General features: G+C 41.8%; 25 protein-coding genes and 2 tRNA genes. 8 read left to right on the forward strand and 19 right to left on the reverse strand.

The annotated features are described in order from the left end of the window. Nucleotides 1–210: 210 nt before the first annotated feature. Together HII16_RS09945 and HII16_RS09950 are read right to left on the reverse strand one after the other, a co-directional pair. Nucleotides 211–286: transfer RNA gene (locus tag HII16_RS09945), tRNA-Glu, on the reverse strand. 58 nt (nucleotides 287–344) lie between these two features. Continuing rightward, a tRNA-Ala gene (locus tag HII16_RS09950) sits at nucleotides 345–420 on the reverse strand. A 391-nt stretch (nucleotides 421–811) separates the two neighbouring features. Between HII16_RS09950 and yvcK the strand changes: the two genes are divergently transcribed. Continuing rightward, on the forward strand, nucleotides 812–1,756 hold the full coding sequence (gene yvcK, locus HII16_RS09955; protein ID WP_169129793.1) for a uridine diphosphate-N-acetylglucosamine-binding protein YvcK: 945 nt from the start codon (nucleotides 812–814) through the stop codon (nucleotides 1,754–1,756). A gap of 59 nt (nucleotides 1,757–1,815) precedes the next feature. Here the strand turns inward: yvcK and dcd are convergent, their stop codons facing one another. Next, nucleotides 1,816–2,412: a dCTP deaminase gene (dcd, locus tag HII16_RS09960; protein ID WP_135439944.1), complete on the reverse strand. Its 597-nt coding sequence runs from the start codon at nucleotides 2,410–2,412 to the stop codon at nucleotides 1,816–1,818. 28 nt (nucleotides 2,413–2,440) lie between these two features. Next, a complete protein-coding gene (gene apbC / locus HII16_RS09965) occupies nucleotides 2,441–3,553 on the reverse strand; it encodes an iron-sulfur cluster carrier protein ApbC (protein WP_169129795.1) in 1,113 nt (370 codons plus the stop codon). Between the two features lie 114 nt (nucleotides 3,554–3,667). Here apbC and metG point away from each other — a divergent pair, with 114 nt between their 5' ends. After that, nucleotides 3,668–5,695, forward strand: a complete 2,028-nt coding sequence (gene metG / locus HII16_RS09970; protein WP_169129805.1) for a methionine--tRNA ligase — start codon at nucleotides 3,668–3,670, stop codon at nucleotides 5,693–5,695. 104 nt (nucleotides 5,696–5,799) lie between these two features. Next, entirely contained in the window at nucleotides 5,800–6,390 is a 591-nt protein-coding gene (locus tag HII16_RS09975; RefSeq protein ID WP_169129807.1) for a hypothetical protein, read from the forward strand. Between the two features lie 75 nt (nucleotides 6,391–6,465). On the opposite strand, the gene HII16_RS09980 is transcribed toward HII16_RS09975, so the two are convergent. From HII16_RS09980 to seqA, 11 genes are all read right to left on the reverse strand, one after another. Then, nucleotides 6,466–7,056, reverse strand: a complete 591-nt coding sequence (locus HII16_RS09980) for a cold shock domain-containing protein (RefSeq protein WP_169129816.1) — start codon at nucleotides 7,054–7,056, stop codon at nucleotides 6,466–6,468. 30 nt (nucleotides 7,057–7,086) lie between these two features. Further along, nucleotides 7,087–7,353: a DUF2726 domain-containing protein gene (locus HII16_RS09985; RefSeq protein ID WP_169129817.1), complete on the reverse strand. Its 267-nt coding sequence runs from the start codon at nucleotides 7,351–7,353 to the stop codon at nucleotides 7,087–7,089. 165 nt (nucleotides 7,354–7,518) lie between these two features. Next, the gene (locus HII16_RS09990; protein WP_248289586.1) at nucleotides 7,519–7,977 is read right to left on the reverse strand and encodes a L,D-transpeptidase family protein; all 459 of its coding nucleotides are present in this window, start codon (nucleotides 7,975–7,977) and stop codon (nucleotides 7,519–7,521) included. A 272-nt stretch (nucleotides 7,978–8,249) separates the two neighbouring features. Further along, entirely contained in the window at nucleotides 8,250–9,068 is an 819-nt protein-coding gene (locus tag HII16_RS09995) for an acyl-CoA thioester hydrolase/BAAT C-terminal domain-containing protein (protein ID WP_169129819.1), read from the reverse strand. A 94-nt stretch (nucleotides 9,069–9,162) separates the two neighbouring features. Next, nucleotides 9,163–10,749: a dihydrolipoyllysine-residue acetyltransferase gene (locus HII16_RS10000; RefSeq protein ID WP_169129820.1), complete on the reverse strand. Its 1,587-nt coding sequence runs from the start codon at nucleotides 10,747–10,749 to the stop codon at nucleotides 9,163–9,165. 11 nt (nucleotides 10,750–10,760) lie between these two features. Beyond that, nucleotides 10,761–11,738 carry an alpha-ketoacid dehydrogenase subunit beta gene (locus HII16_RS10005; RefSeq protein WP_169129821.1) on the reverse strand — a complete coding sequence of 326 codons (978 nt, stop codon included), beginning with the start codon at nucleotides 11,736–11,738 and terminating at the stop codon, nucleotides 10,761–10,763. Next, entirely contained in the window at nucleotides 11,738–12,922 is a 1,185-nt protein-coding gene (locus HII16_RS10010) for a thiamine pyrophosphate-dependent dehydrogenase E1 component subunit alpha (RefSeq protein WP_169129822.1), read from the reverse strand. The genes HII16_RS10005 and HII16_RS10010 overlap by 1 nt, the downstream gene beginning before the upstream one ends. A 392-nt stretch (nucleotides 12,923–13,314) precedes the next feature. Next, nucleotides 13,315–14,349 (reverse strand): succinylglutamate desuccinylase, encoded by a 1,035-nt coding sequence (astE, locus tag HII16_RS10015; RefSeq protein ID WP_169130132.1) that lies wholly within the window; start codon nucleotides 14,347–14,349, stop codon nucleotides 13,315–13,317. 493 nt (nucleotides 14,350–14,842) lie between these two features. Continuing rightward, nucleotides 14,843–15,274 (reverse strand): hypothetical protein, encoded by a 432-nt coding sequence (locus HII16_RS10020; protein WP_169129824.1) that lies wholly within the window; start codon nucleotides 15,272–15,274, stop codon nucleotides 14,843–14,845. Nucleotides 15,275–15,456: 182 nt separating this feature from the next. Beyond that, on the reverse strand, nucleotides 15,457–17,103 hold the full coding sequence (gene pgm, locus HII16_RS10025) for a phosphoglucomutase (alpha-D-glucose-1,6-bisphosphate-dependent) (protein WP_169129826.1): 1,647 nt from the start codon (nucleotides 17,101–17,103) through the stop codon (nucleotides 15,457–15,459). Nucleotides 17,104–17,200: 97 nt separating this feature from the next. Continuing rightward, entirely contained in the window at nucleotides 17,201–17,821 is a 621-nt protein-coding gene (gene seqA / locus HII16_RS10030) for a replication initiation negative regulator SeqA (protein ID WP_169129828.1), read from the reverse strand. Between the two features lie 350 nt (nucleotides 17,822–18,171). On the opposite strand from seqA, the gene HII16_RS10035 reads away from it, so the two are divergent. The 5 genes from HII16_RS10035 (at nucleotide 18,172) to fur (ending at nucleotide 20,889) form a co-directional block, all read left to right on the forward strand. Then, nucleotides 18,172–18,942, forward strand: a complete 771-nt coding sequence (locus HII16_RS10035; RefSeq protein ID WP_169129830.1) for an alpha/beta fold hydrolase — start codon at nucleotides 18,172–18,174, stop codon at nucleotides 18,940–18,942. A gap of 128 nt (nucleotides 18,943–19,070) precedes the next feature. Further along, nucleotides 19,071–19,292: a DUF2788 domain-containing protein gene (locus HII16_RS10040; RefSeq protein ID WP_135439932.1), complete on the forward strand. Its 222-nt coding sequence runs from the start codon at nucleotides 19,071–19,073 to the stop codon at nucleotides 19,290–19,292. Nucleotides 19,293–19,296: 4 nt separating this feature from the next. Further along, complete coding sequence (gene ybfE / locus HII16_RS10045; protein ID WP_169129832.1) at nucleotides 19,297–19,578, forward strand: LexA regulated protein; 282 nt, start codon at nucleotides 19,297–19,299, stop codon at nucleotides 19,576–19,578. An 18-nt stretch (nucleotides 19,579–19,596) separates the two neighbouring features. Then, complete coding sequence (gene fldA, locus HII16_RS10050) at nucleotides 19,597–20,124, forward strand: flavodoxin FldA (RefSeq protein WP_135439930.1); 528 nt, start codon at nucleotides 19,597–19,599, stop codon at nucleotides 20,122–20,124. Nucleotides 20,125–20,445: 321 nt separating this feature from the next. Continuing rightward, on the forward strand, nucleotides 20,446–20,889 hold the full coding sequence (gene fur, locus HII16_RS10055) for a ferric iron uptake transcriptional regulator (protein WP_135439929.1): 444 nt from the start codon (nucleotides 20,446–20,448) through the stop codon (nucleotides 20,887–20,889). Between the two features lie 160 nt (nucleotides 20,890–21,049). On the opposite strand, the gene glnS is transcribed toward fur, so the two are convergent. From glnS to HII16_RS10075, 4 genes are all read right to left on the reverse strand, one after another. Next, the gene (gene glnS / locus HII16_RS10060; protein ID WP_169129834.1) at nucleotides 21,050–22,720 is read right to left on the reverse strand and encodes a glutamine--tRNA ligase; all 1,671 of its coding nucleotides are present in this window, start codon (nucleotides 22,718–22,720) and stop codon (nucleotides 21,050–21,052) included. 144 nt (nucleotides 22,721–22,864) lie between these two features. Beyond that, the gene (locus HII16_RS10065) at nucleotides 22,865–23,338 is read right to left on the reverse strand and encodes a VOC family protein (protein ID WP_169129836.1); all 474 of its coding nucleotides are present in this window, start codon (nucleotides 23,336–23,338) and stop codon (nucleotides 22,865–22,867) included. 94 nt (nucleotides 23,339–23,432) lie between these two features. After that, the gene (locus HII16_RS10070; RefSeq protein WP_169129855.1) at nucleotides 23,433–23,909 is read right to left on the reverse strand and encodes a pilin; all 477 of its coding nucleotides are present in this window, start codon (nucleotides 23,907–23,909) and stop codon (nucleotides 23,433–23,435) included. After that, entirely contained in the window at nucleotides 23,909–24,748 is an 840-nt protein-coding gene (locus tag HII16_RS10075; RefSeq protein WP_169129857.1) for a hypothetical protein, read from the reverse strand. Before HII16_RS10075 ends, HII16_RS10070 begins: the two co-directional genes overlap by 1 nt. Nucleotides 24,749–24,789 lie beyond the last annotated feature (41 nt).

A 24,789-nucleotide genomic window follows, 5' to 3' on the forward strand; every position in this document is an offset into this window, starting at 1 on the left:
TCGAACCCCTGTTACCGCCGTGAAAGGGCGGTGTCCTAGGCCTCTAGACGAACGGGACACAGAAATCGCTTTACGAATCGTTGATTCGTATTTTTGTGTAAGCAGTCAAATTTTTCTACGTAAAATTTGATTCATCCTACACTGCAATGCTATGTGTCTGGCATTTAAGCCGGGCACTAAGAACTTGTACAACTTATTTTAGTCGAATATTGGCATCCCGTAGGGGATTCGAACCCCTGTTACCGCCGTGAAAGGGCGGTGTCCTAGGCCTCTAGACGAACGGGACGCTGAGTAGGTACAATATGCACCTTTATCAACAACTCTAACGTTACAATGTAAGAATTTGGTGGAGCCATGCGGGATCGAACCGCAGACCTCTTCGCTGCCAGCGAAGCGCTCTCCCAGCTGAGCTATGGCCCCTCTTCTTACCTTCAACGTTGGCCTTGGACTGTCGTTGAAAACGAGGCGCATTGTATGGAGTCCTAGAAAAACTGTCAACATCTTTTTCAAAATAAAACGTAAAAAACTGTTCGTTCGCTCATTAAACGATCGTATTGGTTAATTTTTATATTCTGACGCCTATTTTTTGCCAAAATTGACGCACAAATGCAGGTTTTTGAAATCCGTTAATTTTTGGTTTTATATAACTATTTTCTCACGTTCCATAGGTATTCATTTGAATTGTTCGGAAAATAATGGACAATTGTCTACACTATTAAATACTGAAAACGAAAAATAAACAGTGCCCTACTCGCTACTAATAAAAATAAGGGGCTTTGGCGTAAGCCAACTAATAACAGGATTATATTGGATGCGATTACAATCTCTCAACGTGGTTGCCATTGGCGGCGGTCATGGCTTGGGTCGAGTTCTTTCGACACTTTCATTCTTAGGTGACCAGCTCACCGGCGTGGTTGCTACTACAGATAACGGTGGTTCTACCGGAAAATTACGAAAACGTACCAGTACTATAGCTTGGGGTGACCTAAGAAACTGTCTTACCCAATTAACAGATGACGATTCTGTGGGCAGTAAATTATTAAATTTCCGATTCGATGGTAAAGATGAATTAAGCGGCCATAACCTGGGAAACCTAATTTTATATGCGCTAAATGACATTCATACTCGCCCTCTTGATTCAATTACCCTGATACGTAACATGTTACGTGTTAAGACCCGCGTTCATCCTATGTCAGAAACGCCTACTGATTTAATGGCGTTTTATGCTGAAGGACGCTGTAAGGTTGGCGAGTTATCCGTTGATGATATGGCGACAATGCCAGAGAATATGATGTTGGCGCCGCTGGTAAAAGCACTACCGGAAACCATAGAAGCGATTGAAAACGCAGACCTTATTATTATTGGTCCGGGCAGCTTTTTAACATCAATTGTGCCACCTTTGCTGGTTCGCGATATCACTAAGGCGGTGAAAAACAGTAAGGCGCATTGCGTGTTTATCGATAATATCGCCAAAGAGCATTCACCAGCAGGTGAATTAACCATCGACCAAAAACTAGAATGGCTTGCCTTTAATCTCGGCTGTCAGCCAATTGATGCGGTAATTACCGAAAACCTGAAAGAGCAATCAAATTCAGTGCAATTGATTAAACAATCATTAGCAAGTGAACAAGTTGAGTATTTCCACGATAAGGTTAAGTTGGTAGACGCGTTAGAACAAACGGTGCGCTTGTTAGAGCAACAAAAAGCACAAGGGCTAAGTTCGGTGACAGTTACCGATAAAGTCGTTAACAGCTAACTTACAATAGACACAAAAAAGCCCGCATCATTATGCGGGCTTTTTTTAGCAATAATTAGTTACGCTTCGGTTTTATCATCTTCACTAATGCGACTGGCAACAGCACCCTGTTGACCTTTGTATTTCGCATCTTGGCGCTTATTGTATGGGCGCAATGCTTCACCTGACATGGTTTCAAAGTTCAATGCTGCAATCTTCATGCGTGGACGCAATGCCAACGGTAGCTTACCGGAGTTATAAAACTCCAAAACGATTTGTCCTGACCAACCTGGATCGATACGGTGCGCGGTTACATGAACCATTAAACCAAGGCGAGCAAGTGATGAACGACCATCTAACCAACCGACGATGTCTGCTGGCAAGGTAACAGATTCATGCGTCACGCCTAACGCCAATTCACCAGGGTGCAAGAAAAACGCATCACCATCATCAATATGGATCTCGTCGCTCATTACCGTATTCATGGCTTTTTGAACTTCGTCTTTAGGGCCACTCAAGTCAATATACGGGGCATTATGATCCTGAAAGACACGAAACTTATGACCCAAACAAATATCAACACTGACACCGGAAATCATCGATTCGTCAGGACGCGGGCTAATTCTAATTTTTTCTTGATTGAGTAATTCAATTATATCGTGGTCAGACAGTCTCATGATTGTTCTTCTATTACTTGTTGCTTAGTTATTCATTGATAACGGTTATTTGCGGTGTTTGTGGGCTTTTCGCATCGAGTTGATAAAACAGATTGGCCGCTACATTGCCAGCTATTCTACGGTAGTTTGCCCCTACATCGCTAGCAGAATTTTCATTTATTAAATTTTGACCATTATCACTGTATTCGCGGATATCAACATGCAATGGTAACTGCCCTAATACCTCGACGTTGTGATCATTAGCCAAACGTTCTGCGCCACCTTGACCAAACAGATGGGAGTGATGATCACAGTTTTCGCAAACGTGATAACTCATGTTCTCAACAATGCCCAACACAGGTACCTGTACCTTATCGAACATAGCAATCCCTTTAATGGCATCTTTTAAAGCAATATCTTGCGGTGTAGTCACTACCACTGCCGCTGCCACAGGCACTTTTTGCGCAAGGGTTAACTGAATATCGCCGGTACCTGGTGGCATATCAATCAGCAAATAATCGATGTCTTCGCCTTGCTCAGTCTGCCAGTCGGTTTCATTTAACATTTGTGAGAACGCAGAACTTGCCATAGGGCCACGCCAAATCGTCGCGTCTTTATCAGACACTAAAAAGCCAATCGACATTGCGGTGATACCGTTGGTAAAAATAGGCATCATAGTTTTCCCATCAACCGACACCGGACGTTGGTTTTCAATACCTAGCATGGTTGGAATCGAGGGACCATAAATGTCCGCATCAAGAATCGCCACATTGGCGCCCTGCTGTGACAAGGCATACGCTAAATTTACCGTGGTTGTCGATTTTCCAACACCACCTTTACCTGAGGCAATAGCGATGATGTTGCGAACACCTTTAACTTGATGGGTACGCACCGGCGCTATGTCGTATTCAAGTTCGACTTCAACGTTAACATTAAACTCAGTTACAAGATCTTTAGCCAATTGTTCCAGGCCTAATTGGCAGGCAAACAATGGCGTAAATGACAAGATAATACTGTCGTTTTCTATCCTCGCTTGCCAATCTTTCATTGCAGCGTCTACACCAAAACCAAACGGTGCTGTACGGTAGTTCTTGATAAATTCAGTAACTTGATTGAGCAATTGGACATCCTTTTTTGATGAAGAAAACAACTTTTTAAACATAGTCGACAGTTTTTCTTATAATTTATGAGAATTGTAATGAAAATATGCCTTAAATTTTGTACTATCCGTGGCCATATTTCTATTAAATAATTTAATAATCAGGCAAATAGTCAAATGAGTGATAAAAATCGCAAAATTTTGGTGACCAGTGCCCTGCCATACGCCAATGGCCCTATTCACCTAGGTCACCTTCTTGAGTATATTCAAACCGATATCTGGGTTCGTTTCCAGAAAATGCGTGGTCACGAAACATATTACGTTTGTGCCGATGACGCTCACGGCACGCCTATCATGCTTAAAGCTCAACAATTAGGCATTACGCCAGAGCAAATGATCGCTCAAGTTCGCGAAGAGCATATGGCTGATTTCGCTGACTTCCACATCGAGTTTGATAATTATCACTCAACACACAGTGATGAAAACCGTCACTATGCCGAGCTTATTTATAATCGTTTAGATAATAACGGTTATATTAAACGCCGCACTATTTCGCAACTGTTTGATCCTGAAAAACAAATGTTTTTACCAGATCGCTTTGTAAAGGGTACCTGCCCTAAATGTGGTAGCGAAGATCAAAACGGCGATAACTGTGATAATTGTGGCGCAACATACTCACCAACCGACCTGGTAAACCCTAAGTCAGTGGTTTCTGGTGCGACGCCGGTTATGAAAGATTCAGAGCATTTCTTCTTTGACTTACCTGCGTTTGAGCAAATGCTTAAAGACTGGACCAAGTCAGGTTCATTGCAAGAAGAAATGGCGAACAAGCTAAACGAATGGTTTGAGTCAGGCCTTCAGCAATGGGACATCAGTCGTGATGCGCCATATTTTGGTTTTGAAATTCCAAATGCACCTGGCAAATTTTTCTACGTTTGGCTTGATGCCCCAATCGGTTACATGGGCAGTTTCCAAAACCTATGTGACAAGAAAGGCATCAATTTTGATGAGTTTTGGCAGTTAGACTCGGAAGCTGAGCTTTACCACTTTATTGGTAAAGACATCATTTACTTCCACTCACTATTTTGGCCTGCCATGCTAAAAGGCGCCGGTTATAGACAACCAACGTCGGTTTATGCCCATGGTTTTGTTACCGTTAATGGCACCAAAATGAGTAAGTCAAAAGGTACCTTTATTAAAGGTCGTACTTACCTTGAGCACTTAAACCCAGAATTCTTGCGTTATTACTTCGCGGCTAAGCTAACCAATCGCATTGATGATTTAGATCTGAACCTTGAAGACTTTGCCCAGCGTGTAAACTCTGACTTGGTTGGTAAGGTAGTTAACATTGCATCACGTTGTGCTGGCTTCATTACCAAGAAATTCGATGGCATGCTATCTGAAACCGTTGATGACCAAGCCTTAGCGGATGACGTTATGGCAGCGGGCGACTCAATCGCGGCATGCTACGAGAACCGTGAATTTGGTCGAGCGATGCGTGAAATCATGGCATTAGCGGACAAAGTAAACGAATACATTGCTGTTAAAGAACCTTGGGTATTGGCTAAGCAAGAAGGTAAAGAGCAAGACGTTCAAGACGTCTGCTCTATGGGCATCAATTTATTCCGTATCTTGATGATCTACCTTAAGCCAGTGCTGCCTGAGTTGGCACAAAAATCTCAAGCGTTCCTTAATGACGAATTGAACTGGCAAGGTCATACACAGTTATTGACCGGCCACAAAATCAATAAATTTAAAGCGCTAATGCAGCGCGTTGATATGGATAAAGTAAACGCCATGGTTGACGATTCAAAAGAAAACTTAGCAGCAGCACAAACGGCGCCAGTAAGTGGTCCATTGGCTGATGATCCTATTGCCAAAGAGATAAGCTTTGACGATTTTGCCAAAGTAGATTTACGAGTGGCGAAAATTGTTACCGCTGAGCATGTCGAAAAAGCCGATAAGTTGCTACGTATCGAAGTTGACCTAGGTGGCGAGAAACGTCAGATTTTCGCTGGCATAAAATCGGCCTATCAGCCGGAAGATTTGGTGGGTAAATTAACCGTTGTGGTGGCTAATCTTGCACCTCGTAAAATGCGCTTTGGTATGTCAGAAGGTATGATCATTGCCGCAGGTCCTGGTGGAAAAGACATCTTTATTCTTAACCCTGATGACGGTGCTCAGCCTGGTATGCGCGTAATGTAATCAGCAAGTAGTTGATTTAAAAAACACTAAGGGCAGCTCAGGCTGCCCTTTTTATTGCCCAGATATAATTTGCGCAAAAATTGACCGCAGGTCATATAACCATTATGTTTGAATACAACGGCACTCGAACATTGGTAATTATGAGAAACGGCTTTGCCCATATAACTCAACCCACAATCTTGCTTAAACGGCTAAGCTTGTGCGCCGTTGTTGGTTTTGCCGTAATTGCCCAGGCCAAACAAACTCATCAAAAAACCATGCCAAGCCAAGAAGTTATTAAACTCTGCCACAGCATTGAAAGTACAGTAGGTGACAATGTGGAAGCCGTAACCAGTCGGTTTGGCATGCCGGACAGGTCTTCACAAAAACAAGATGTTAGCCCACATGATAAAAGCTATATAAACCAAAGAGTACAACTACATTATAAAGACGGTGTGGTGAGCATTTATCAAGTCCCCAACGCCGATAAAAGTTTTTTAGAATTCGCCATATTTACACCGGCATTTCAGATTGCCGCAACCAGCAACCTAATAGGCATCAGTAAAAAGCGTTTGCAAGAAGAGCTCGGCGCGCCTGATAAGTCAAACAAAGATAAAGTCATCTATTACTGCTCTATTGAAAGTTACGACCTACTGGCGTTCACCATTACCAATCAACACGTAAGTAGCATCATCCTTAGTAATCATATCGATTAGCGTTAAAACTATTTTCTTGTCTGTCGACAAGTAGTGCATATCATCAATAGACTTAATGTACATGAGAATATACGACTAAAATTGGCTTTCGCATGGATCACCATCATTATCGCCATCCATTTTTGTCGCTGGACAGTTATTAATAAAAAACACCGCTTCTTCGTAGGATGTCATTTGACTACAATACTGACGACCATCACAACTATAAAGTGATTTTGAAACATTAATAGGCTTTAATTTAACTGGATTCTTTGGGAAATTAGACGTATTCAGCGCTTGAGCGTTTTCACTTGAAGCTATTGGTTGTTTTGCAAGATTAACGCGGTTGATGTAACCGGAGACTTCTGAATAAATAAAATAACCGACTGTGCACAACAGCATAACTGTAAAGATGGAACCGACGATGGAACTTGATTCGCTAGTTTTAGCTCTTTTTGATGAGTTCACTTGTTTGGATTTAACGCCTTCAATTCTCGCTGACACAGCTCGTTTTTTGCCATCTTTTAGCGCTATGTCAAAATAGATGAAATCTCCAGACTTGGGTTCTCGACTCATGTGTTTTAATTCTGATATGTGAATAAACACATCAGAGTTAATTTGATCACAATTGATAAAACCAAAGCCTTTTTCGTTATTCCAACGGACTAATTTTCCATATTTTTTCATCTTTACGCCTGATTTTTAAATGTCTAAAGACTAGCTTGTCTTCGAGTATTTTATTGCACCAGCTAAATTTTCAATCTCGTTAGCTTGGCTTATTTGTTTTGCAATATCAGATATCACATAGCTTCTTTTTGCAGAAAAACGTAACAGTGGTAACCCCACAGTTTCGCAAGCAAAATTTACGAGTTTATCTCGCGCTTTTGTTTTAACGGAATTATGCGACCTATCGTCGAGCTCTATCGCGACAAGGACTTCTAATGTATTTTGATTACAAAGCAGAGATATGAATATCCATTCCATAGATATAATCCATTTAATATGTAGAGTTTTGAATTGTAACTAGTTTAATTTAAAAAGGGAACTCACTGACTAGAAAGTAAAAGCAATGCTCCCTTGTATTTTTATGAAAGAATGTTTTGGCTATGCTGTGTTATTCACGTCATATTTATGCCGTTTTGCACGACATTACCACTCAATTTTTATGCGAGTGCCGGTATCAACCAAGTCCATAAATTCATCCATTTCGGTATTGGTTAAGGCAATACAACCATTGGTCCAATTAAAGCGTTGGATCATTTTAGCATCACGATTATCACCATTGCGTTGACCGTGCACCATAATGAAACCGCCTGGACTATCACCTCGATCTTGTGCGCTTGCCACATCATTGGCATTGGGGTAGCTGATGTGCATCGAACGATAATATTGTGAGTCTTCTTTTTTGTAATCGAGAACGTATTCGCCCTCAGGGGTTCTGTTATCCCCTTCTTTATTTTTATGGCCTTTAGGGTTATCACCTAGGGCGATGTGGTACTGTTTGATAACCGTCTCACCATCAAGCAAGTACATAGTACGAGCAGATTTGTCTACTTTAACCAAGTCCACTTTAACATGCTGGGTATTGGCATTTGCCTTCATCGTCATCAATATTAATAAGCTACTGCTTAGCGCTGTTTTTAATTGTCTCAATGTCATATCTGGAAATACTCGATAACACTTAATTACAGTTAGTTTAATGAAAACAACATTTGGCGCAACCGACTGTTACATTTTGACGAACTGTTTGCACAAAATTAAATCAAATCAAATCAAATCAAATCAAATCAAATCAAATCAAATCAAATCAAAAGCAAACTACATAATAAAAACCCCGCTTACTATGCTGGGTTTTATCTGTTGGTCATTTTTAATGCGCTTTATTGCAGGTGCAACAGCAATTGAGCGGCAAGTTTTTGTTTGGTTTGCTCATCAAAAAAATGATCATCCTCGACGCTTAGATGTAAATATTGATAGCTAAAATTATGCGCCTGCAGTCGCTTTACGATTTGTTGCGACATAAGCTTGGATGGCCATATATGGTCATTTTCAGCTGAAATGAGCAATATGTCCGCCTTGATTTGTTCGACAGGAATAAATTCATTGGCATCACTCGTTAGTTGTTGCAATGCGTTACTGGCTCGTTGATAAATCGGCGTTTCACTTTGTCGAGCGAAGCTAAGGCTAGCGATAGCGTTATTCTGATAACGCCACGCGGTGGCTGTGCGTTGACCATGCCAGGTCACTGATGACGGAACGATGCCAATCACCGCTCCAACACGATGATCCGTTGCCGCGCTCCAAAGCGCCAACTCTGAACCACGAGAAATACCAACAACGCTAATTTTTAGCTTGGCATCACTACTGAGTCCGCCTTTTTGATAACCTGATTGTAAAAAGTCGATGGCGTCACTAACACGTTCAATGGGAATATCATCGAGAGTGTCAGAAAACCCTGCAGCATTAAAATATGCGATAGCCAACACATTTTGGCAATGTTCAGCGATTAATTGACTATAGCTTTCATTCACTCGGCCACCTGAGCCGCCTATGACGATGACATACTTGTTGTCCGCTGCACATGATGATTGATACAGCACACCTTGTACCAATGGGCTTTCAATCTTGCAAATGTTGACTTGCTTTGCTTGTACGGCAAAACACAAAAACAACAAACAACTCAAAATCTGCTTCATCATCGACGCCTACTATTGATTACCGTAACTTTTTCAATAACATAAAATCGGATCAAAAAAGGCGGTTATTAAACCACCTTTTTACTGTTTGATTTGATTATGCCATGTGCATCAGCATGTTTGTAGGGTCTTCTAAGAAAGACTTCCACAAGTTACTGAATCGCGCAATGGTGCCGCCATCAATAATACGATGATCGCCAGACCAGCTCACTTGCATAATAGAGCGTGCTTCAACTTCACCTTTGTCGTTAAAGCGAGGTAGAGTTTGTAGCTTACCAAGTGCAACAATCGCAACTTCAGGCTTATTGATGATTGGTGTTGCCACCGTACCACCTAATGCGCCGATATTAGAAATGCTGATGGTGCCGCCTTTCAAGTCTTGCGTACTTACACGACCTTGACGAGCATCGTTGGTCAAACGTGTCACTTCTTTTGCGACATCAACAATCGACATGCTTTGCACGTTCTTGACGTTTGGTACCAACAGACCCACTTTGGAATCTACCGCCATACCAATATTGTGATCATCAAAGTAAGTAAGCTCAGTGCATTCTTCATTTGGCTTTGAGTTCATCACTGGGAATTGCTTAAGTGCAAGTGACATCGATTTCATGAAAAATGGCATCATGGTTAATTTGATGTCTTGCTTGGCATACACTTCTTTAAGCTCAGAGCGTAAAGCAATCAGTTTGGTCATATCAATCTCTTCACAATAGGTGAAGTGAGGGATAGTAGATACCGAAGCAACCATAGCTTTTGCCATCGCTGCTTTCACGCCACGGATTGGCTCAACACGAGTACCACCGCTAGTCGCCTCCGTAGCTGCTTGCGCTGGTTGTTGTGCGACCTTGTTACCGCCTTCAATAAAGCTGCGTACATCTTCTTTAAATACACGTCCTTTTGGACCAGTACCTGGTACGTCATGAATATTAACACCAAGTTCACGGGCGACACGACGCACCGCTGGGCTTGCTAACGCTTTACCATTGCCAGCTTTTTGTGACGCAGGTTGTTGTGCGACCGCTGGTGTTGGCGCTGTTGTCGGTGCAGCGGCTTTTACTGTTTCGACCGTGCTAGCTTGTGCCGCAGCAGCTGGTGCTGAGGCGACAGTACCGGCAATTTCGATTGCAAATAATGGCTCATGTACTTTGGCAATTTCACCTTTACCATAATGAAGCTTAACCACAGTACCAGCGTATTTAGCAGGAATTTGTACCAGTGCTTTGTCGGTCATTACATCAACAACCGGTTGATCTTCTTCAATGATTTCGCCTTCGGCAACCAACCATTCAACAATTTCACACTCAACAATACCTTCACCAATATCTGGCAAGATAAAATCTTCTATTTCACCACCGGTGGCAGCGGCTGTCACGTCGGCAACAGGTGCTTGCTGTTCAGCTGCACTCGCTTGCGGCGCAGGCTCTTGCGCAGCAGGTGCTTCGCCATGTGGTGTCATGGCAAACAATGGCTCATGTACCTTGGCAATATCACCTTTACCGTAATACAACTTATCAACCACACCTGAGTGCATTGCAGGGATTTGGACTAATGCTTTGTCAGTCATAACATCACATACCGGTTGGTCTTCTTCAATGTGCTCGCCTTCTGACACTAGCCATTCAACGATCTCACATTCAACAATGCCTTCACCAATATCCGGTAGAATAAAATCGATACTCATTGCCTAATTCCTTAGTAATTTACTGAGGCCATGATAGCTTCAAACGTTTTTAGCTCATCTGGCATGTATTCTTTTTCGTGAGATAGTGGGAATGGAGTATCCAAACCACATACGCGTGTAATCGGCGACTCAAGGTGCAAGAAACACTTGTCTTGAATAGTCGCAGCGATTTCACCAGCAAAACCACCGGTTAATGGTGCTTCGTGGTTGATCAACAAACGGCCGGTTTTACATACAGATTCGGCAACGGTATCAACATCCCAAGGCAAAATTGTACGTAAATCGATAATTTCACAAGAAACACCTTGTTTCTCTGCCATGTCTGCGGCTTTTTCTAGGGTCTCAATTTGCGCCCCCCAACCAAGTAAGGTGATATCTGCACCAGATTTAACCACTTCGGCTTTACCTAGTGGTAATTGGTAATCTTCTTCAGGAACTTCACCAACAGAGGCACGATATAGTTTTTTCGGTTCAAAGAACACTACAGGGTTGTCATCACGAATTGAGGCCAGTAACAAACCTTTTGCTTGATATGGATTACGTGGAACAACAATTTTCAAACCTGGTGTGTGGGCAAAATACGCTTCAGGTGATTGCGAGTGATATAAACCACCAGCAATACCACCGCCGTATGGGGTGCGAATAGTCAATTTACCAACATCAAATTCATTACCTGAGCGGTAACGGAATTTAGCCGACTCGTTGACGATTTGATCAAACGCTGGGAAGATATAATCAGCAAACTGGATTTCCGCAATTGGGCGAGAACCTTGTGCCGCCAAACCGTTAGCAAAACCTAGGATCCCCTGCTCAACCAATGGTGTATTGAAACAACGGCTTTTGCCGTACTTCTCTTGCAAGTTTGACGTTGCACGGAAAACACCACCAAAGTGACCAACATCTTCACCAAAACATAACGTAGAGTCATCTTCAGTCATGGCGATATCTAGGGCGTTGTTAATCGCCTGCAATAAATTCATTTGTGCCATTATTTAATTCTCCCTGCCGTCACTGGATACGCTTCTGGATATTTCTTGATATGCTCTTTTAAATCGCTAAGTTGCTGCTCTAGTGCAGGTGTCGGCACGTCATAAACGTCACTGATCAAATCTTCGATAGGTGGTTTAGCAATGACTTCAGCGACTTTAACCGCAGCAAGAACTTGCTCTCGGTATTGATCTACTAGCGCATTATCTTGTGCTTCATCCCACCAGCTTTGCGCTAGCATCCAGTTTTTCATGCGTAAAATAGGGTCGTGCTCGGCGTATTTGGCTTCTTCTTCTTTGGTACGGTAACCACTTGGGTCATCCGACGTAGAGTGAGCGCCTAAACGGTAAGACATGGCTTCAATAAGCACTGGCTTACCTTCTTCAACAGCGTATTTACGTGCTTCTTGGGTCACTTTAAGTACCGCTAGAATGTCGTTGCCGTCAACACGAATGGTTTTAATGTCATAACCTACACCGCGAGATGCAATACCATTACCGGCATATTGCTCGGTTGATGGTGTCGAAATCGCATAGCCGTTGTTACGACAGAAGAAAATAACAGGTGCGCCATGTACGGCAGCCATATTTAAACCGGCGTGGAAGTCACCTTCTGAGGCAGCACCTTCACCGATATAACAAATAGTGACGTTGTCTTTGCCTTTAAGTTTTTGGCCATAAGCATAACCCGCAGCTTGTGGTACTTGTGTACACAATGGCGATGAGATGGTCATGTAATGCAATTCACTTGAACCGTAGTGAATTGGCATTTGGCGACCTTTACCCAAATCTTTCTCGTTTGAGAACATTTGGTTCATAAAGTTTTCCAAACTAAAACCACGGTAAATAAGTGCACCTTGTTCACGGTATTGCGCCATGATCATGTCTTCGTCTTCTAATGCTGCTGCACTACCAACACTCGCTGCTTCTTCACCTAGCGCAGCCATATAAAAGCTCAAACGCCCTTGACGTTGAGAGGCAATCATACGTTCATCTAGTACGCGGTGAAATGCAAGACTCTTGTAGATTCTCAATGCGTGTTCTTGGTCTATAACAGGCATTTCGGCACCTTCGTACAAGCTGCCATCCTGTTTAAGAATTTTTAGAATTGGAATTTCTACAGATAGGCCATCGATGTATTCAGGTTGGTGAACAACCCGGCCTTGTTGATACTTTTCGGTATTCATAAGCTTCTCTTTTGTTTTCTGCAGCCAGCCAATGTATATACAATACATTAACAAGCCATCAAAACTTGAAATGCAAGTCTCTATTTTAGCGCTTAATCCATACTATATGGGCGCGACTTTGCTGTTATTTTTGATAGGCTGAACTTTACATTCAGGTATGGCTTGTTGCAATTTTTTGCCAAAATTTAGCGTCTTGTGAACATTGTGAGTGGCAATTTTGCTTTACAAAAAAATATAGCTAAGCCCGTTCACTGCAATCTAAGTTAAGCATACCCTTCTAGCATGTAAAATTTCCCTGCCATAATAGCGACTTGATAGGCTCTGAAAATAAAAAAGCCTGTGACAAATAGCACAGGCTTGCAAAGCAAAGACACAGCGAATAGCAGTACGGCCTAATTAAGCGTACTCGGTATCACCGTTAATAAAGCTCTTTGACCTAAGGCAACGTTGGCGTTAGGGAATATAATGGCTTCACCATGGGCGCTGACGCGGTGTTCTTTATCGCCATCAGTGGCTAATAAGTAATCCAATGGGTAATCGGTAAAGTTAGGCACATCATCGGCAAAATGCAGGATAAACTCTTCGTTGTCACGGTTAATGGTTTTAAAAATTTCAAACAGATTGAAATCAGCGTCGTCATACTCTTTCAGTTGCAGGTCTTGGCCTGACAATAATCGAGATAAAGTATTCTGACAGGCGGCAAAATTCGTCATGTCATTTTCACCAAACGGTCGCACTTTACCTAACTCAACGGTAAATGCATGTGCCTGAAATTCATTCACCGAAAAATAGCTAAAGGTTGTGGTCGGTGCGTTAGATAATAAGATGGTATTAATGCCACAAGCCAATAAAATTTGTAGTTGCTGTTTGTTGTGAGACTTGCCATGTAAATATGGATAGACCGCAAATTTGTCATTTTTCGAGCCACGAATAGCGGTATGTAAGTCGTAATGTAAACGAGTGCGACCAGCATCGATACTGCCACCTTGGTCAAAGAAATCACGGACAAAGTCTTCAAGCATTTTCGCGCGTATGCGCTCATCATTGCATAAGCCAGGGCCATCGCTATGGGCGCCACTAAATAAGCGATTTAAGTTTTCTTCGACAAAACGTTTACCAATATTGATTGCCGCAGGATTTCCAAATAAAAACAACACACGTTGTTGCAGGCTCAATTTGCCGGTAATAATCTGCTCAAGAAGTTGCTGACATATTTCAATCGGTGCGGTTTCATTACCATGTACAGCGCAAGACAATATGATGTCGGTGTCGGTTTCCTGATTGACCGGCTCAAAACAGATAACGCCAGTATCAAGAACACTCATTAATACTTGCCGTTGGCCATCCTCAAACGTTAAATGTTCAGTAAAAGGATCAAGAGAATCAGGGTTTTGACGGGTGATGCTAAGAAAGTCGGCTGTGGTCATTAATTGTTGCTTGATATCAGACACGGAAAACCTAATAACAGAAGAATGGTGTCCTAAGTTTAGGTGAACTCCCCCTATTAACACAAGTGTTCAACGATAAGGTGGTGAGTGCCATGCGTTGCTATTTGTCGTGTCTGACTGATTAGCACTAGGTAATTATTCGTCGAACAAAGATTATTATACTTCCATTTAACGCAAGGCGTACACACATCGTTAGCATTATGGGGATTACGCAAAGGGAGCTCTAAAAATTACTCGCGCATAATTATTCGTATGGTAAGCGACTAATATCATTATAAAAATAATTTGAATTATTGTTGACGCCTAACTTTACCTGGTTGTTTTTTATACCGAAAAATATACACACCACACAAATGTATTGGTTAAGGTTTGCGCATGGCTTAGCAAATAGGTAATAAAAAAGACTCTATTCGCGTTAATTGTTGAGGTGCCTGCCAGAAATGCTAACGGCAGCTTTGTGCCATTAACTGCCCTACATTCCACCGTTTTTCCAAATTAAAGTTGCTGTATGAATTGGGTAGCAAGACGATACCTCAATTTTATCAACCTCTGCATCGACAGGTACTTTTTGAAAGGTATGAAAAATAACATTACCGCTACTATCCGCTCCAGTTTCATCTAAAGTAAAAGTGCCATCATCTTTTGTATGAACCTTTGCTAGAAGACAACCTTTAGGGAATTTTTCTTTAACTTTATCAATTTGTTCTACGACATTATCGTAGCTACCAACAATATGGGTTACTTTAATTTGTATTTGTACCCTGTGGTTTAATACTGAAATTTCCTCAGCAGGTTTTATTTCAATTGGGTTATCATTTATTTCTATAGGAGAGTTGTTTACTACGGTTTGGCTACTAAAAAGAATTATTTTAATTAAAGCGTATAGTCCTTCTAAAAATTCCATTTTGTGACCTTTCCTTTACTTCCGTTATTCGCTCTAAGCGGACATGTGATACCGCCACTTACGAATCTAATTTACTGATATAAAGAGAAAAGTCAAAGAAAAGTTAGAAAACAAAAATTAACACGAATAGAGCAATAAAAAAGGCCCCGTATGGGGCCTTTCATCAACGTGCGATTTGCAGTTTATAAACCGGCATTTTTAAATGCGCTGGATACCAAGCCCTTGGCATCATCAAAAATGCGCTCTAAATGGGCTTGATCAATAAAGCTTTCGCCGTAGATTTTATAAATTTCTTCGGTACCCGATGGACGAGCAGCAAACCAACCGTTTTCGGTAACGACTTTCACCCCACCAATGGCAGCATTGTTGCCCGGTGCATGACTCAAAATGGCTTTAATAGGTTCACCGGCTAACGTATCTTGGGTAACGTCGTCTTTTGATAACGAGGTAAGCACCTGTTTTTGCTCGCTGGTGGCAACCGCTTCTACACGACCATAGCTTGATTCACCGAGTTCATCCGCTAATTGCAAATACCATTGATACGGATCTTTACCGGTGACCGCCATAATTTCAGCCGCCAATAGACACATGATGAAACCATCTTTATCTGTAGTCCAACAGCTGCCATCTAGCGCTAAGAATGATGCGCCGGCGCTTTCTTCACCGCCAAAACCATAACTTGAGTCTTTTAAACCATCGACGAACCATTTAAAGCCAACAGGTACTTCACTTAATGGCTTGTCTAGCTTTTCGGCCAGGCGGTCAATGAGTGAGCTTGATACTAAGGTCTTGCCTATTTTGGCCGTGTCAGGCCAACTGCGATTGGTAAATAAGTAGTTAATTGAAACAGCCAAATAGTGATTCGGATTCATCAATCCACCGGTCTTGGTCACAATACCATGGCGGTCAAAATCAGGGTCATTACCAACGCTGATATCGTAATCATCTTTCATGGCGATCAAGCCAGCCATTGCATATGGTGATGAACAATCCATACGAATTTTGCCGTCTTTATCTAATGTCATAAACGCAAAACTGGCATCGACAACCGGGTTAACCACATCAATATCAAGATTGTATTTTTTCGCAATCACAGGCCAATAATCGATACCCGAACCACCTAATGGGTCGACACCAATTTTAATACCAGCTTTACTGATCGCTTGCATGTCGATTACTTTGCCCAACTCATCGACATAAAATTCTATAAAGTCTTCTTTGCTTAACAAGGCTGATTGCAGTGCTTCGCTGTAATCAAGCTGTTTTATGTCGGCATGCTCATTCGCTAATATTTCATTGGCTCTTTGTTCGATAAGCTTGGTGATTTCACCTTCTGCCGGGCCGCCATGTGGTGGATTGTATTTAATGCCACCATCGCTGGGAGGATTGTGCGATGGGGTGATGATCAGACCATCTGCCTGATCAGCAGAATGTGCATTATGATTGATGATTAAGCGAGATATGACTGGAGTCGGTGTAAAGCCTTCATCGGCTTGAATCACCACGGGTACGTCGTTAGCAATTAGTACGCTGATAGCGCTGATAAATGCCGGCTCAGACAGTGCATGGGTGTCCTTGCCCAAATACATAGGACCTGTAAAGCCTTGTTGCTTGCGATATTCAGCAACGGCCTGACAAATAGCGATAATATGATGTTCGTTAAAGTTGCGCTTAGTGGCACTGCCTCGGTGGCCAGATGTGCCAAAGGCGACACGCTGCGCGGCAATGCTGACGTCCGGTTTTAGTTGATAATAATCACTCACCAATTTGGCAATATTAATTCTATCTTCGGCTCGAGCCGGCTTACCGGCGTGTTCATGTACGCTCATTAACTATCCTTTATGCTGTAACGACAAACCAATCAAAATTATCTGTACCATCATTATACTCAATAAATATGTTGAATTAATGACAGAACCAAGCTGATTATAGCAACTCTCGAATACGTTCGGAGTCGCTACCAGTGTAGCCCAAAGCGATGGCTACATCGGTTAACATGCGCTTTTTCTTGGTTGTGTTTGAATTAGTGATAACCCAATAGTTTGAGTTTGGAATCAGTTTTGGCTTAGTAGAGCTACCGTATTCCCTTAACTCTTCTTCGCTTTTGGCAAAATACAAACGGTCACGACCACGAATATCAAGTACTTGTTCGAACTCACCTTTGTGTACTCGGTATAAGTTAGACAAGATCAACAAAAATCGCCCAACAGCGCCGCGCTGCATTGCTAACTCTTCTTTGTTAATCAGATCAAATAGGTTTTGCTCAGGGCTGACAACTGAAATTTTTTCAACTGTGTCGCTTTCAATATCTTGAACGGTTTCAGTGATTTCGATTGTTTCTGCGTCTACAACCTCTGCTTTTGCTTTGTCAACAACAGCGACAGGTGTATTGTTATTTTTGGCTTTAGCCGTTGCTTTCGCCTGCTCTGCTTTGCCTTTAGATACTTCTAACAAACGACGAAGAATGTCTGATGCACTCTCACCGATATACTTAGTGTTGCTGGCGATGTATTGATACAACTCGTCATCAATTTCGATGGTTTTCATGAAAATCCCGAAAATTTTATTATTGTGGCATTCATCACGCGTTTGATTGCGCCAAAAGCCGTCATTACTGGAGATGCTACGCTAAATTTGGACAATTAAATTTCGATAGTTTAATTTCGACAATTCAATATCGCCAACTTAGGCAATACCTAAATTTGCGCAGATTATAAAATTAGTGCTCCGATTATAACCACGTTATCGACAACTCTCTACCCTGTTAACCAGCGATTTTTAAGATTTTTTGTAGTCGGTGAAAAAAGCAACAATTTCTGCGTGTTATGAGGATTGGTATTCTCTGACATTTGCTTTAAAATACGCGGCAACAAATCAGTGTGAGTAGCGCAAAAACAATGGAACACAATCAATCTTTGCATTATCGAATTATTGGCCAAGGTGAGCCAATTGTTTTAATACATGGTCTATTCGGTAGTCTAGAAAACCTAAACATGGTCGCCAAGCCTTTAAGCGAACAGTTGCAGGTAATAAGCGTTGATGTACGTAACCATGGCAAGTCATTCCACAGTGATACGATGACCTATGATGCGATGGCCGACGATGTTATCGCCTTATTATCAAAGCTTAATATCGATAAAGCGCATTTTCTTGGTCACTCAATGGGCGGCAAGATAGCGATGAAAATTGCACTTAACCAGCCCCAGTTGGTTGATAAGTTGATCGTTGCTGATATCGCCCCAGTTAATTACCCACCTCATCACAATGAAATCATTAATGGTTTACAAGATATTGATATGAGCACGGTGACATCACGCAAAGACGCTGATCAACAATTACAGGCGGCGGTAGCTGACGCCGGTGTCCGTCAGTTTTTATTAAAGAACTTAGCGAAAGGCGACAACGGCTTTTTTTGGCGCGTAAATCTAAACACCATTAAACAAAAATACGATGATATCGCCATTGGTTTCAACGAAGGTCAGTTTCTTGGTGCGGTTTTGTTTATTAAAGGCTCAAACTCTAACTACATTCTAACGGAACACCGTGCACAAATAGGCGCGTTATTTCCAAATGCAAGTGCAAAAATCATCCAAGGTGCCGGTCACTGGCTACACGCTGAAAAACCAGTCGCCTTTAATAAAATCGTTATCGACTTTATAAACGGTTAGCGATAGCGATCGCAGCAGTGCTTTATCGCGTAAAATAGATAGGCGCAGATCGAAAAAAAGCGGCGTTGGACAGTACATTTACCTGTTATGTTGTGCTATAGTGCCGCCGTAATTTTATAGGATGTAGTATGCTTTCCGAACACTTAGAATTAATCGAGTCAATTGGCCTTAATTTGTTTTTCGTTGCCATTTTCTTTTTTATCGGCATGTCGATACATGACGTAATGAAAAAAAATGATGTACCGAAAAAAGGCAAATATATCGTTTACTTCGTATTATTTCTCGGATGTGCCGGTTTTATCGCCAAAGGTGTTATTCAGGTGATATGGGAAAGCAAGGGAATAGGCTAGAATTATGGCTAAAGAAGCTGCAGATTTGACAACAATCGATCTGTTCGTTGACGAAAAACGTCCTGGTCGGCCAAGAACAAACCCTTATCCAAGGGAAGTTCAAGTAAAAATAAACAAACGCAACCAGGTTAAACGAGATAAAAACAAAGGCCTCAAACGAGTTGAGTTTAAGATTCATCAACAGTTGTTTGAACAACTGGATGAAATGGCAAAAGATAAAGGCGTGAGCCGCAGTGACCTTATTGAATCACTGCTTGTTGACGCATTAGAATCAAAGACGAAATAAAGAAAAGGTTTTAAATACATGGCAACTGTCGGTCTATTTTTTGGTAGCGATACAGGCAACACTGAAGCTGTTGCAAAAATGATCCAGAAAAAACTGGGTAAAAAGAATGTCGAAGTAAAAGATATTGCCAAAAGTACCAAAGAAGATATTGCAGAATTTGATTTATTAATTCTGGGCATACCTACTTGGTACTACGGTGAAAATCAGTGTGATTGGGATGACTTCCTACCGGAACTGGAAGAAATCGACTTTACCGACAAGTTAGTTGCCATTTTTGGCTTAGGTGATCAAGAAGACTACGCTGAGTACTTCTTAGACGCCATGGCGCCATTGCGTGACATTGCCGAATCAAAAGGCGCTATCATGGTTGGTGGTTGGTCTACTGACGGTTATGAATTTGAAGCGTCAAAAGCTCTTATCGATGACAATACCTTTATCGGTTTAGGCCTTGATGAAGATCGTCAACCAGAGCTAACCGAACAACGTGTTGATGCCTGGATTGCGCAATTGATGGATGAAATGTGCTTAGCTGAGTTGCTTGATTAAGCAACAAAATGAATCCTGCAAAAAACGCCCTTTTGGGCGTTTTTTTATATCTGCAGTAATCACGTTAACGAATGACAATTTGACCAAAGTAAATTAGATATTGGATTAACACTTGCCTAGATTCACACAGCCCTTTTTATTTAGGCGCAGTAAACTTTACTTTTAAACGAGTCACGGTTTCATTTGAATCAATTAGGTTAAGTCATTGTTTAACTAATGTGCAATCAATGGCTAATCGCAAATAATTATCAATTAGGGGTTTTAACCTGCTTTGTTAGCCCCTATAATCGTTTGCTAGAGATTTATTTAGAAGTATCAAAAATGCCAGATCAAAACGAAGAACTAAAAAAAGCTGGACTGAAAGTTACCTTGCCTCGTGTAAAAATCCTCGAGATTTTGCAACAGCCAGATAACCAACATATCAGCGCAGAAGACGTGTATAAGATCCTCTTGGAGCAACACGAAGAGATTGGTTTGGCTACTGTTTACCGAGTATTGAACCAATTTGATGACGCCGGCATTGTGACGCGTCACCATTTCGAAGGCGGCAAATCAGTATTCGAATTATCACACAAAGCGCATCACGATCACTTAGTTTGCTTGAAATGCGGTAAAGTTGTTGAGTTTGAAGATGATGTTATCGAACAACGTCAAATCGACATCGCCAACAAAAACAAAATCAAACTAACCAACCACAGTTTATATCTGTATGGTGAGTGTGAAGATGAAGTGGCGTGTGAAAAGTATCGCAAATCACAAAGCTAGCCAGCGAGCTTAGGCAATCTGCAATAAAGGTCAGCAACGCTGGCCTTTTTTATTGGCCAAAATGGCCGATACCCGCGATAAGCAGATAATAAAAAACCTCGCAAAAGCGAGGTTTTTCTAGTCAATGATACGGTCAATTACCGTCAATCACTCTTAGCGATTAAGCGTTGATTTTTGCCCATGTATCACGCAGGCCAACGGTGCGGTTAAATACCAACTTGCCTTCAACAGCGTCTTTGTTATCAAGGCAAAAGTAGCCTTGACGCTCAAACTGGAATGCTTTTTCAGGCTCAGCGTTTGCTAATGCGGGTTCAACACGTGCTTTGTCTAAAGTAATCAATGAGTCTTCGTTAATAACTGCTTCGAAATCATCGGCAGCACCAGGGTTCGGCACCGTAAATAAGCGGTCGTATAAACGAATCTCAGCTGGCAAACTTTGCTCTGCACTCACCCAATGAATAACGCCTTTTGGCTTAGTACCATCTTCAGGGTTCTTACCTAAAGTGTCTGGGTTGTAGCTACAGTAAACCGTGGTGACATTGCCATCTGCATCTTTGTCACAACGCTCTGCCGTAATCACGTAAGCACCACGTAAACGTACCGCTTTACCTAGTACCAAACGCTTGTACTTTTTGTTTGCTTCTTCACGAAAATCTTCCGCTTCAATAAACAATTCGCCGCTAAATGGCACTTCACGTGAGCCTTGTGATTCATCATTAGGGTGATTCTTGACGTTTAAGATTTCAACTTTACCGTCTTGGTAGTTTTCAATCACGACTTTAATCGGGTCAAGTACGGCCATAGCGCGAGGCGCTGCTTCGTTTAGATCTTCACGAATGGCTGACTCAAGTACACCCATTTCAATGGTATTATCCATTTTCGTCACACCAATACGTTTACAAAATTCCCGAATTGATGCCGGTGTATAACCACGGCGACGGAAACCAGCGATGGTCGGCATACGCGGATCATCCCAGCCTGATACTAGCTTGTCTTCAACTAGGGAGTTTAGCTTGCGCTTACTCATCACCGTATACTCAAGATTCAAACGAGAGAATTCATATTGACGTGGTGTGCACTCAATTGAGATGTTTTCGATGATCCAATCGTAAATACGGCGGTTGTCTTGAAACTCCAACGTACACAACGAGTGACTGATCCCTTCGATGGCATCAGAAATACAGTGAGTAAAATCGTACATCGGGTAAATGCACCACTTATCACCGGTTTGGTGATGATGGGCAAATTTTACTCGATATAACACAGGGTCGCGCATACACATAAAGCTCGATGACATATCGACTTTAGCTCGCAAACAACATTCACCCTCTTTGTACTCACCGTTTGTCATTTTTACAAAATGAGCTAGGTTTTCCTCAGGTGTAGTGTCACGATATGGGCTGTTTTTACCTGGTTTTTGCAGGGTACCACGATATTCACGGATTTCATCTGTGGTCAGAAAGTCAACGTACGCCAAGCCTTTTTCAATAAGCTCAACCGCATAACCGTGCAAACGATCAAAATAATCCGATGAATAGCGCACATCGCCATTCCACTCAAAGCCAAGCCATTGCACGTCTTTCTGAATTGAATTTACATAATCAATGTCTTCTTTTTCAGGGTTGGTATCATCAAAACGCAAGTTACACTGTCCCTGGTAATCTTGAGCAATACCAAAGTTAAGGCAGATGGATTTAGCATGGCCGATATGCAAGTAGCCGTTTGGCTCTGGCGGAAAACGCGTTTGCACCTGTGTGTGCTTACCGCTTTCTAGATCAGCATCGATGATATTGGTAATAAAATTACTAGGACGGGTTGGTGTATCCGACATCTAGGAAACCTCTGAAAAACTAAAATAAATGGGTGAAAATTAAGAATAACGACGCATTATAACAACTGCTCGCTAAATTAAAATATGCTGGCTCTGATTCCAAGCATTTAATCTTGAAAAACGGCGGTTACTAGGCAATCTGTATTAGTGTTGCCGGAAATTACTGATAAATTCTGCCATCCGTTGCTCAAGCTGCTGCTGAGTAAGATCTTCTTTATGGGTACCAATTGTCCATACATGGCCAAATGGGTCTTTAACGATTGCGGTTCGGTCGCCATAAAACTGGTCGGTCAGTGGTCGCAATTCAGTTGCGCCAGCAGATATCGCTTGTGCGAACATGGCATCACAATCATCACCGTACAGCATTAAACTGACTCCCGCACCGCCAAGTGTTTCAGGCGACACAAAACCCATTTCGGGATGCTCATTGGTGAGCATTATATGTGAATCGCCAATTTTGATTTCAGCATGGGCAATACGACCGTCAGGCATATCAAGGCGTAATACCAATTGCGCGTTAAATGCTTGCTGATAAAACTCAACGGCCTTTTCAGCACCGTTGCATACCAAGTAAGGCGTTATTGAATGAAATCCTTCTGGGATGGCTTTAACCGACATAGCTGTACCTTAGCTAACATAACTTATTAGTTAAGGTATAGGTTATTTTATCAGGAGTGCATAACCTAGTGATTAACCTTGCTAGACATTGCGGTTAACCGCGACAATCACCAGATAAAAACTGTGGGTCTACATTGGTTTTATTTTCGCCGACCGCAAGCAAACCTTGCGCCGGTTGATCGTAGCCACACAACCAACTTATTGGACTCGTTGGGCTACCATCAACGACCATTGGTCTAAATGTTAAATACTTGCCCTGTAACGGTTGTGGCACATCATTACCAAGTAATATATGAAACGCGCCATTATCAACCGTCACGCTTTTGATCTTGTTGGTGATCAATTTATCAGCGTCAGGTAAACCGGCATCACTGTTGGTTTTAGGAAAGGACAAATTGTCGCTGTAATACTCTGTTATCGGCAGACGTAAATTACCAGCATAGGTCATCGGCTCTGCCATGTGTGCTTTTAGGGTATAGGTTGAATATGCCGGTAGCGCGACCGCTGCTAAGATGCCAATAATGGCGACAACAATCATCAACTCAATTAATGTAAATCCTTTTAACTTCATTATATTAACGCTCCCATATTAAATATTGGTTCATACATAACACTTATCAAATAACCTATAAGTACGTATAGGCTTATTTCAATAATCCTAAAGCATCGTCCTAAATACTTTTCTAATTGAACGGTTAGACTCTGCCCTTTTTCGCTTAACAAGGCGGGTAATTCAGTGTCCACATCGATACCTGCCGAGCGCAATTTAGCCAGCTTTTTCATGGTCGCTTGTGTACTATTTTCTGCCGTTAAAACAGGCGAAAGCAGTAACGTTGAAAAAGAATCTAACTGCCTATTTAAGTTTTCTGAAAATAACCATCGTTCGCGGCGTTGCCTCTGCACAAAAGACTGTTCAATGTTGATAATTTGTCGACGCAATAAATAACAAAATAGGATCATAAATGGTGCGGCAATTAGCGACAACATATAGACACTGTCAAAGGCTAAAAACTTAGCGGATAATTGGCCACCAAACATGCTATACATATCAACAAAACTAGGCAGTACATACCACTTAAACAAGGTGGCAATGAGCAGATACATGACCGTTAAAATAACCATGTAGTTTATTGAACGCAGATATTTTGACTCTGTCACAGCATTCACCGTAACAGAATTTATATCGAGCTGATTATACGCAGATAAAGCTGTTAACAAACGATTGTGGTCAGGTAAAGTGAGTAACCGTTGCAAGAGTTGTTTCGGTGCGCCAGATAATTGCGCATTGTTGTTAAACAACTCGCTTAAGTCTAACTGACGTAGTGTGTCTAGTGCTTGTTGCTTCGTTGCCCCTTGCTCTAATTGCTTATGCAGATAACGACAATGAAAATGAAAAAGTGCCCAGCTCATAAATCCCTTTATTCTGATGTCATTTGAATCGCTAAGTTAAC

Source organism: Thalassotalea sp. Y01, assembly GCF_012932945.1.
Lineage (GTDB): Bacteria > Pseudomonadota > Gammaproteobacteria > Enterobacterales > Alteromonadaceae > Thalassotalea_A.

Bases quoted from the DNA above. Each gene is read 5' to 3' on its own strand.
- HII16_RS09980 (WP_169129816.1), bottom strand. From the start codon at position 7,056: ATGAAAAAATATGGAAAATTAGTCCGTTGGAATAACGAAAAAGGCTTT.
- apbC (WP_169129795.1), bottom strand. From the start codon at position 3,553: ATGTTTAAAAAGTTGTTTTCTTCATCAAAAAAGGATGTCCAATTGCTC.
- HII16_RS10075 (WP_169129857.1), bottom strand. From the start codon at position 24,748: ATGAGCTGGGCACTTTTTCATTTTCATTGTCGTTATCTGCATAAGCAA.
- seqA (WP_169129828.1), bottom strand. From the start codon at position 17,821: ATGAAAACCATCGAAATTGATGACGAGTTGTATCAATACATCGCCAGC.
- metG (WP_169129805.1), top strand. From the start codon at position 3,668: ATGAGTGATAAAAATCGCAAAATTTTGGTGACCAGTGCCCTGCCATAC.
- HII16_RS09995 (WP_169129819.1), bottom strand. From the start codon at position 9,068: ATGATGAAGCAGATTTTGAGTTGTTTGTTGTTTTTGTGTTTTGCCGTA.
- fldA (WP_135439930.1), top strand. From the start codon at position 19,597: ATGGCAACTGTCGGTCTATTTTTTGGTAGCGATACAGGCAACACTGAA.
- fur (WP_135439929.1), top strand. From the start codon at position 20,446: ATGCCAGATCAAAACGAAGAACTAAAAAAAGCTGGACTGAAAGTTACC.
- HII16_RS09975 (WP_169129807.1), top strand. From the start codon at position 5,800: ATGTTTGAATACAACGGCACTCGAACATTGGTAATTATGAGAAACGGC.
- HII16_RS10065 (WP_169129836.1), bottom strand. From the start codon at position 23,338: ATGTCGGTTAAAGCCATCCCAGAAGGATTTCATTCAATAACGCCTTAC.
- astE (WP_169130132.1), bottom strand. From the start codon at position 14,349: ATGACCACAGCCGACTTTCTTAGCATCACCCGTCAAAACCCTGATTCT.
- HII16_RS09990 (WP_248289586.1), bottom strand. From the start codon at position 7,977: ATGACGATGAAGGCAAATGCCAATACCCAGCATGTTAAAGTGGACTTG.
- pgm (WP_169129826.1), bottom strand. From the start codon at position 17,103: ATGAGCGTACATGAACACGCCGGTAAGCCGGCTCGAGCCGAAGATAGA.
- yvcK (WP_169129793.1), top strand. From the start codon at position 812: ATGCGATTACAATCTCTCAACGTGGTTGCCATTGGCGGCGGTCATGGC.
- HII16_RS10040 (WP_135439932.1), top strand. From the start codon at position 19,071: ATGCTTTCCGAACACTTAGAATTAATCGAGTCAATTGGCCTTAATTTG.
- HII16_RS10035 (WP_169129830.1), top strand. From the start codon at position 18,172: ATGGAACACAATCAATCTTTGCATTATCGAATTATTGGCCAAGGTGAG.
- HII16_RS09985 (WP_169129817.1), bottom strand. From the start codon at position 7,353: ATGGAATGGATATTCATATCTCTGCTTTGTAATCAAAATACATTAGAA.
- HII16_RS10000 (WP_169129820.1), bottom strand. From the start codon at position 10,749: ATGAGTATCGATTTTATTCTACCGGATATTGGTGAAGGCATTGTTGAA.
- glnS (WP_169129834.1), bottom strand. From the start codon at position 22,720: ATGTCGGATACACCAACCCGTCCTAGTAATTTTATTACCAATATCATC.
- HII16_RS10005 (WP_169129821.1), bottom strand. From the start codon at position 11,738: ATGGCACAAATGAATTTATTGCAGGCGATTAACAACGCCCTAGATATC.
- HII16_RS10070 (WP_169129855.1), bottom strand. From the start codon at position 23,909: ATGAAGTTAAAAGGATTTACATTAATTGAGTTGATGATTGTTGTCGCC.
- ybfE (WP_169129832.1), top strand. From the start codon at position 19,297: ATGGCTAAAGAAGCTGCAGATTTGACAACAATCGATCTGTTCGTTGAC.
- HII16_RS10020 (WP_169129824.1), bottom strand. From the start codon at position 15,274: ATGGAATTTTTAGAAGGACTATACGCTTTAATTAAAATAATTCTTTTT.
- HII16_RS10010 (WP_169129822.1), bottom strand. From the start codon at position 12,922: ATGAATACCGAAAAGTATCAACAAGGCCGGGTTGTTCACCAACCTGAA.
- dcd (WP_135439944.1), bottom strand. From the start codon at position 2,412: ATGAGACTGTCTGACCACGATATAATTGAATTACTCAATCAAGAAAAA.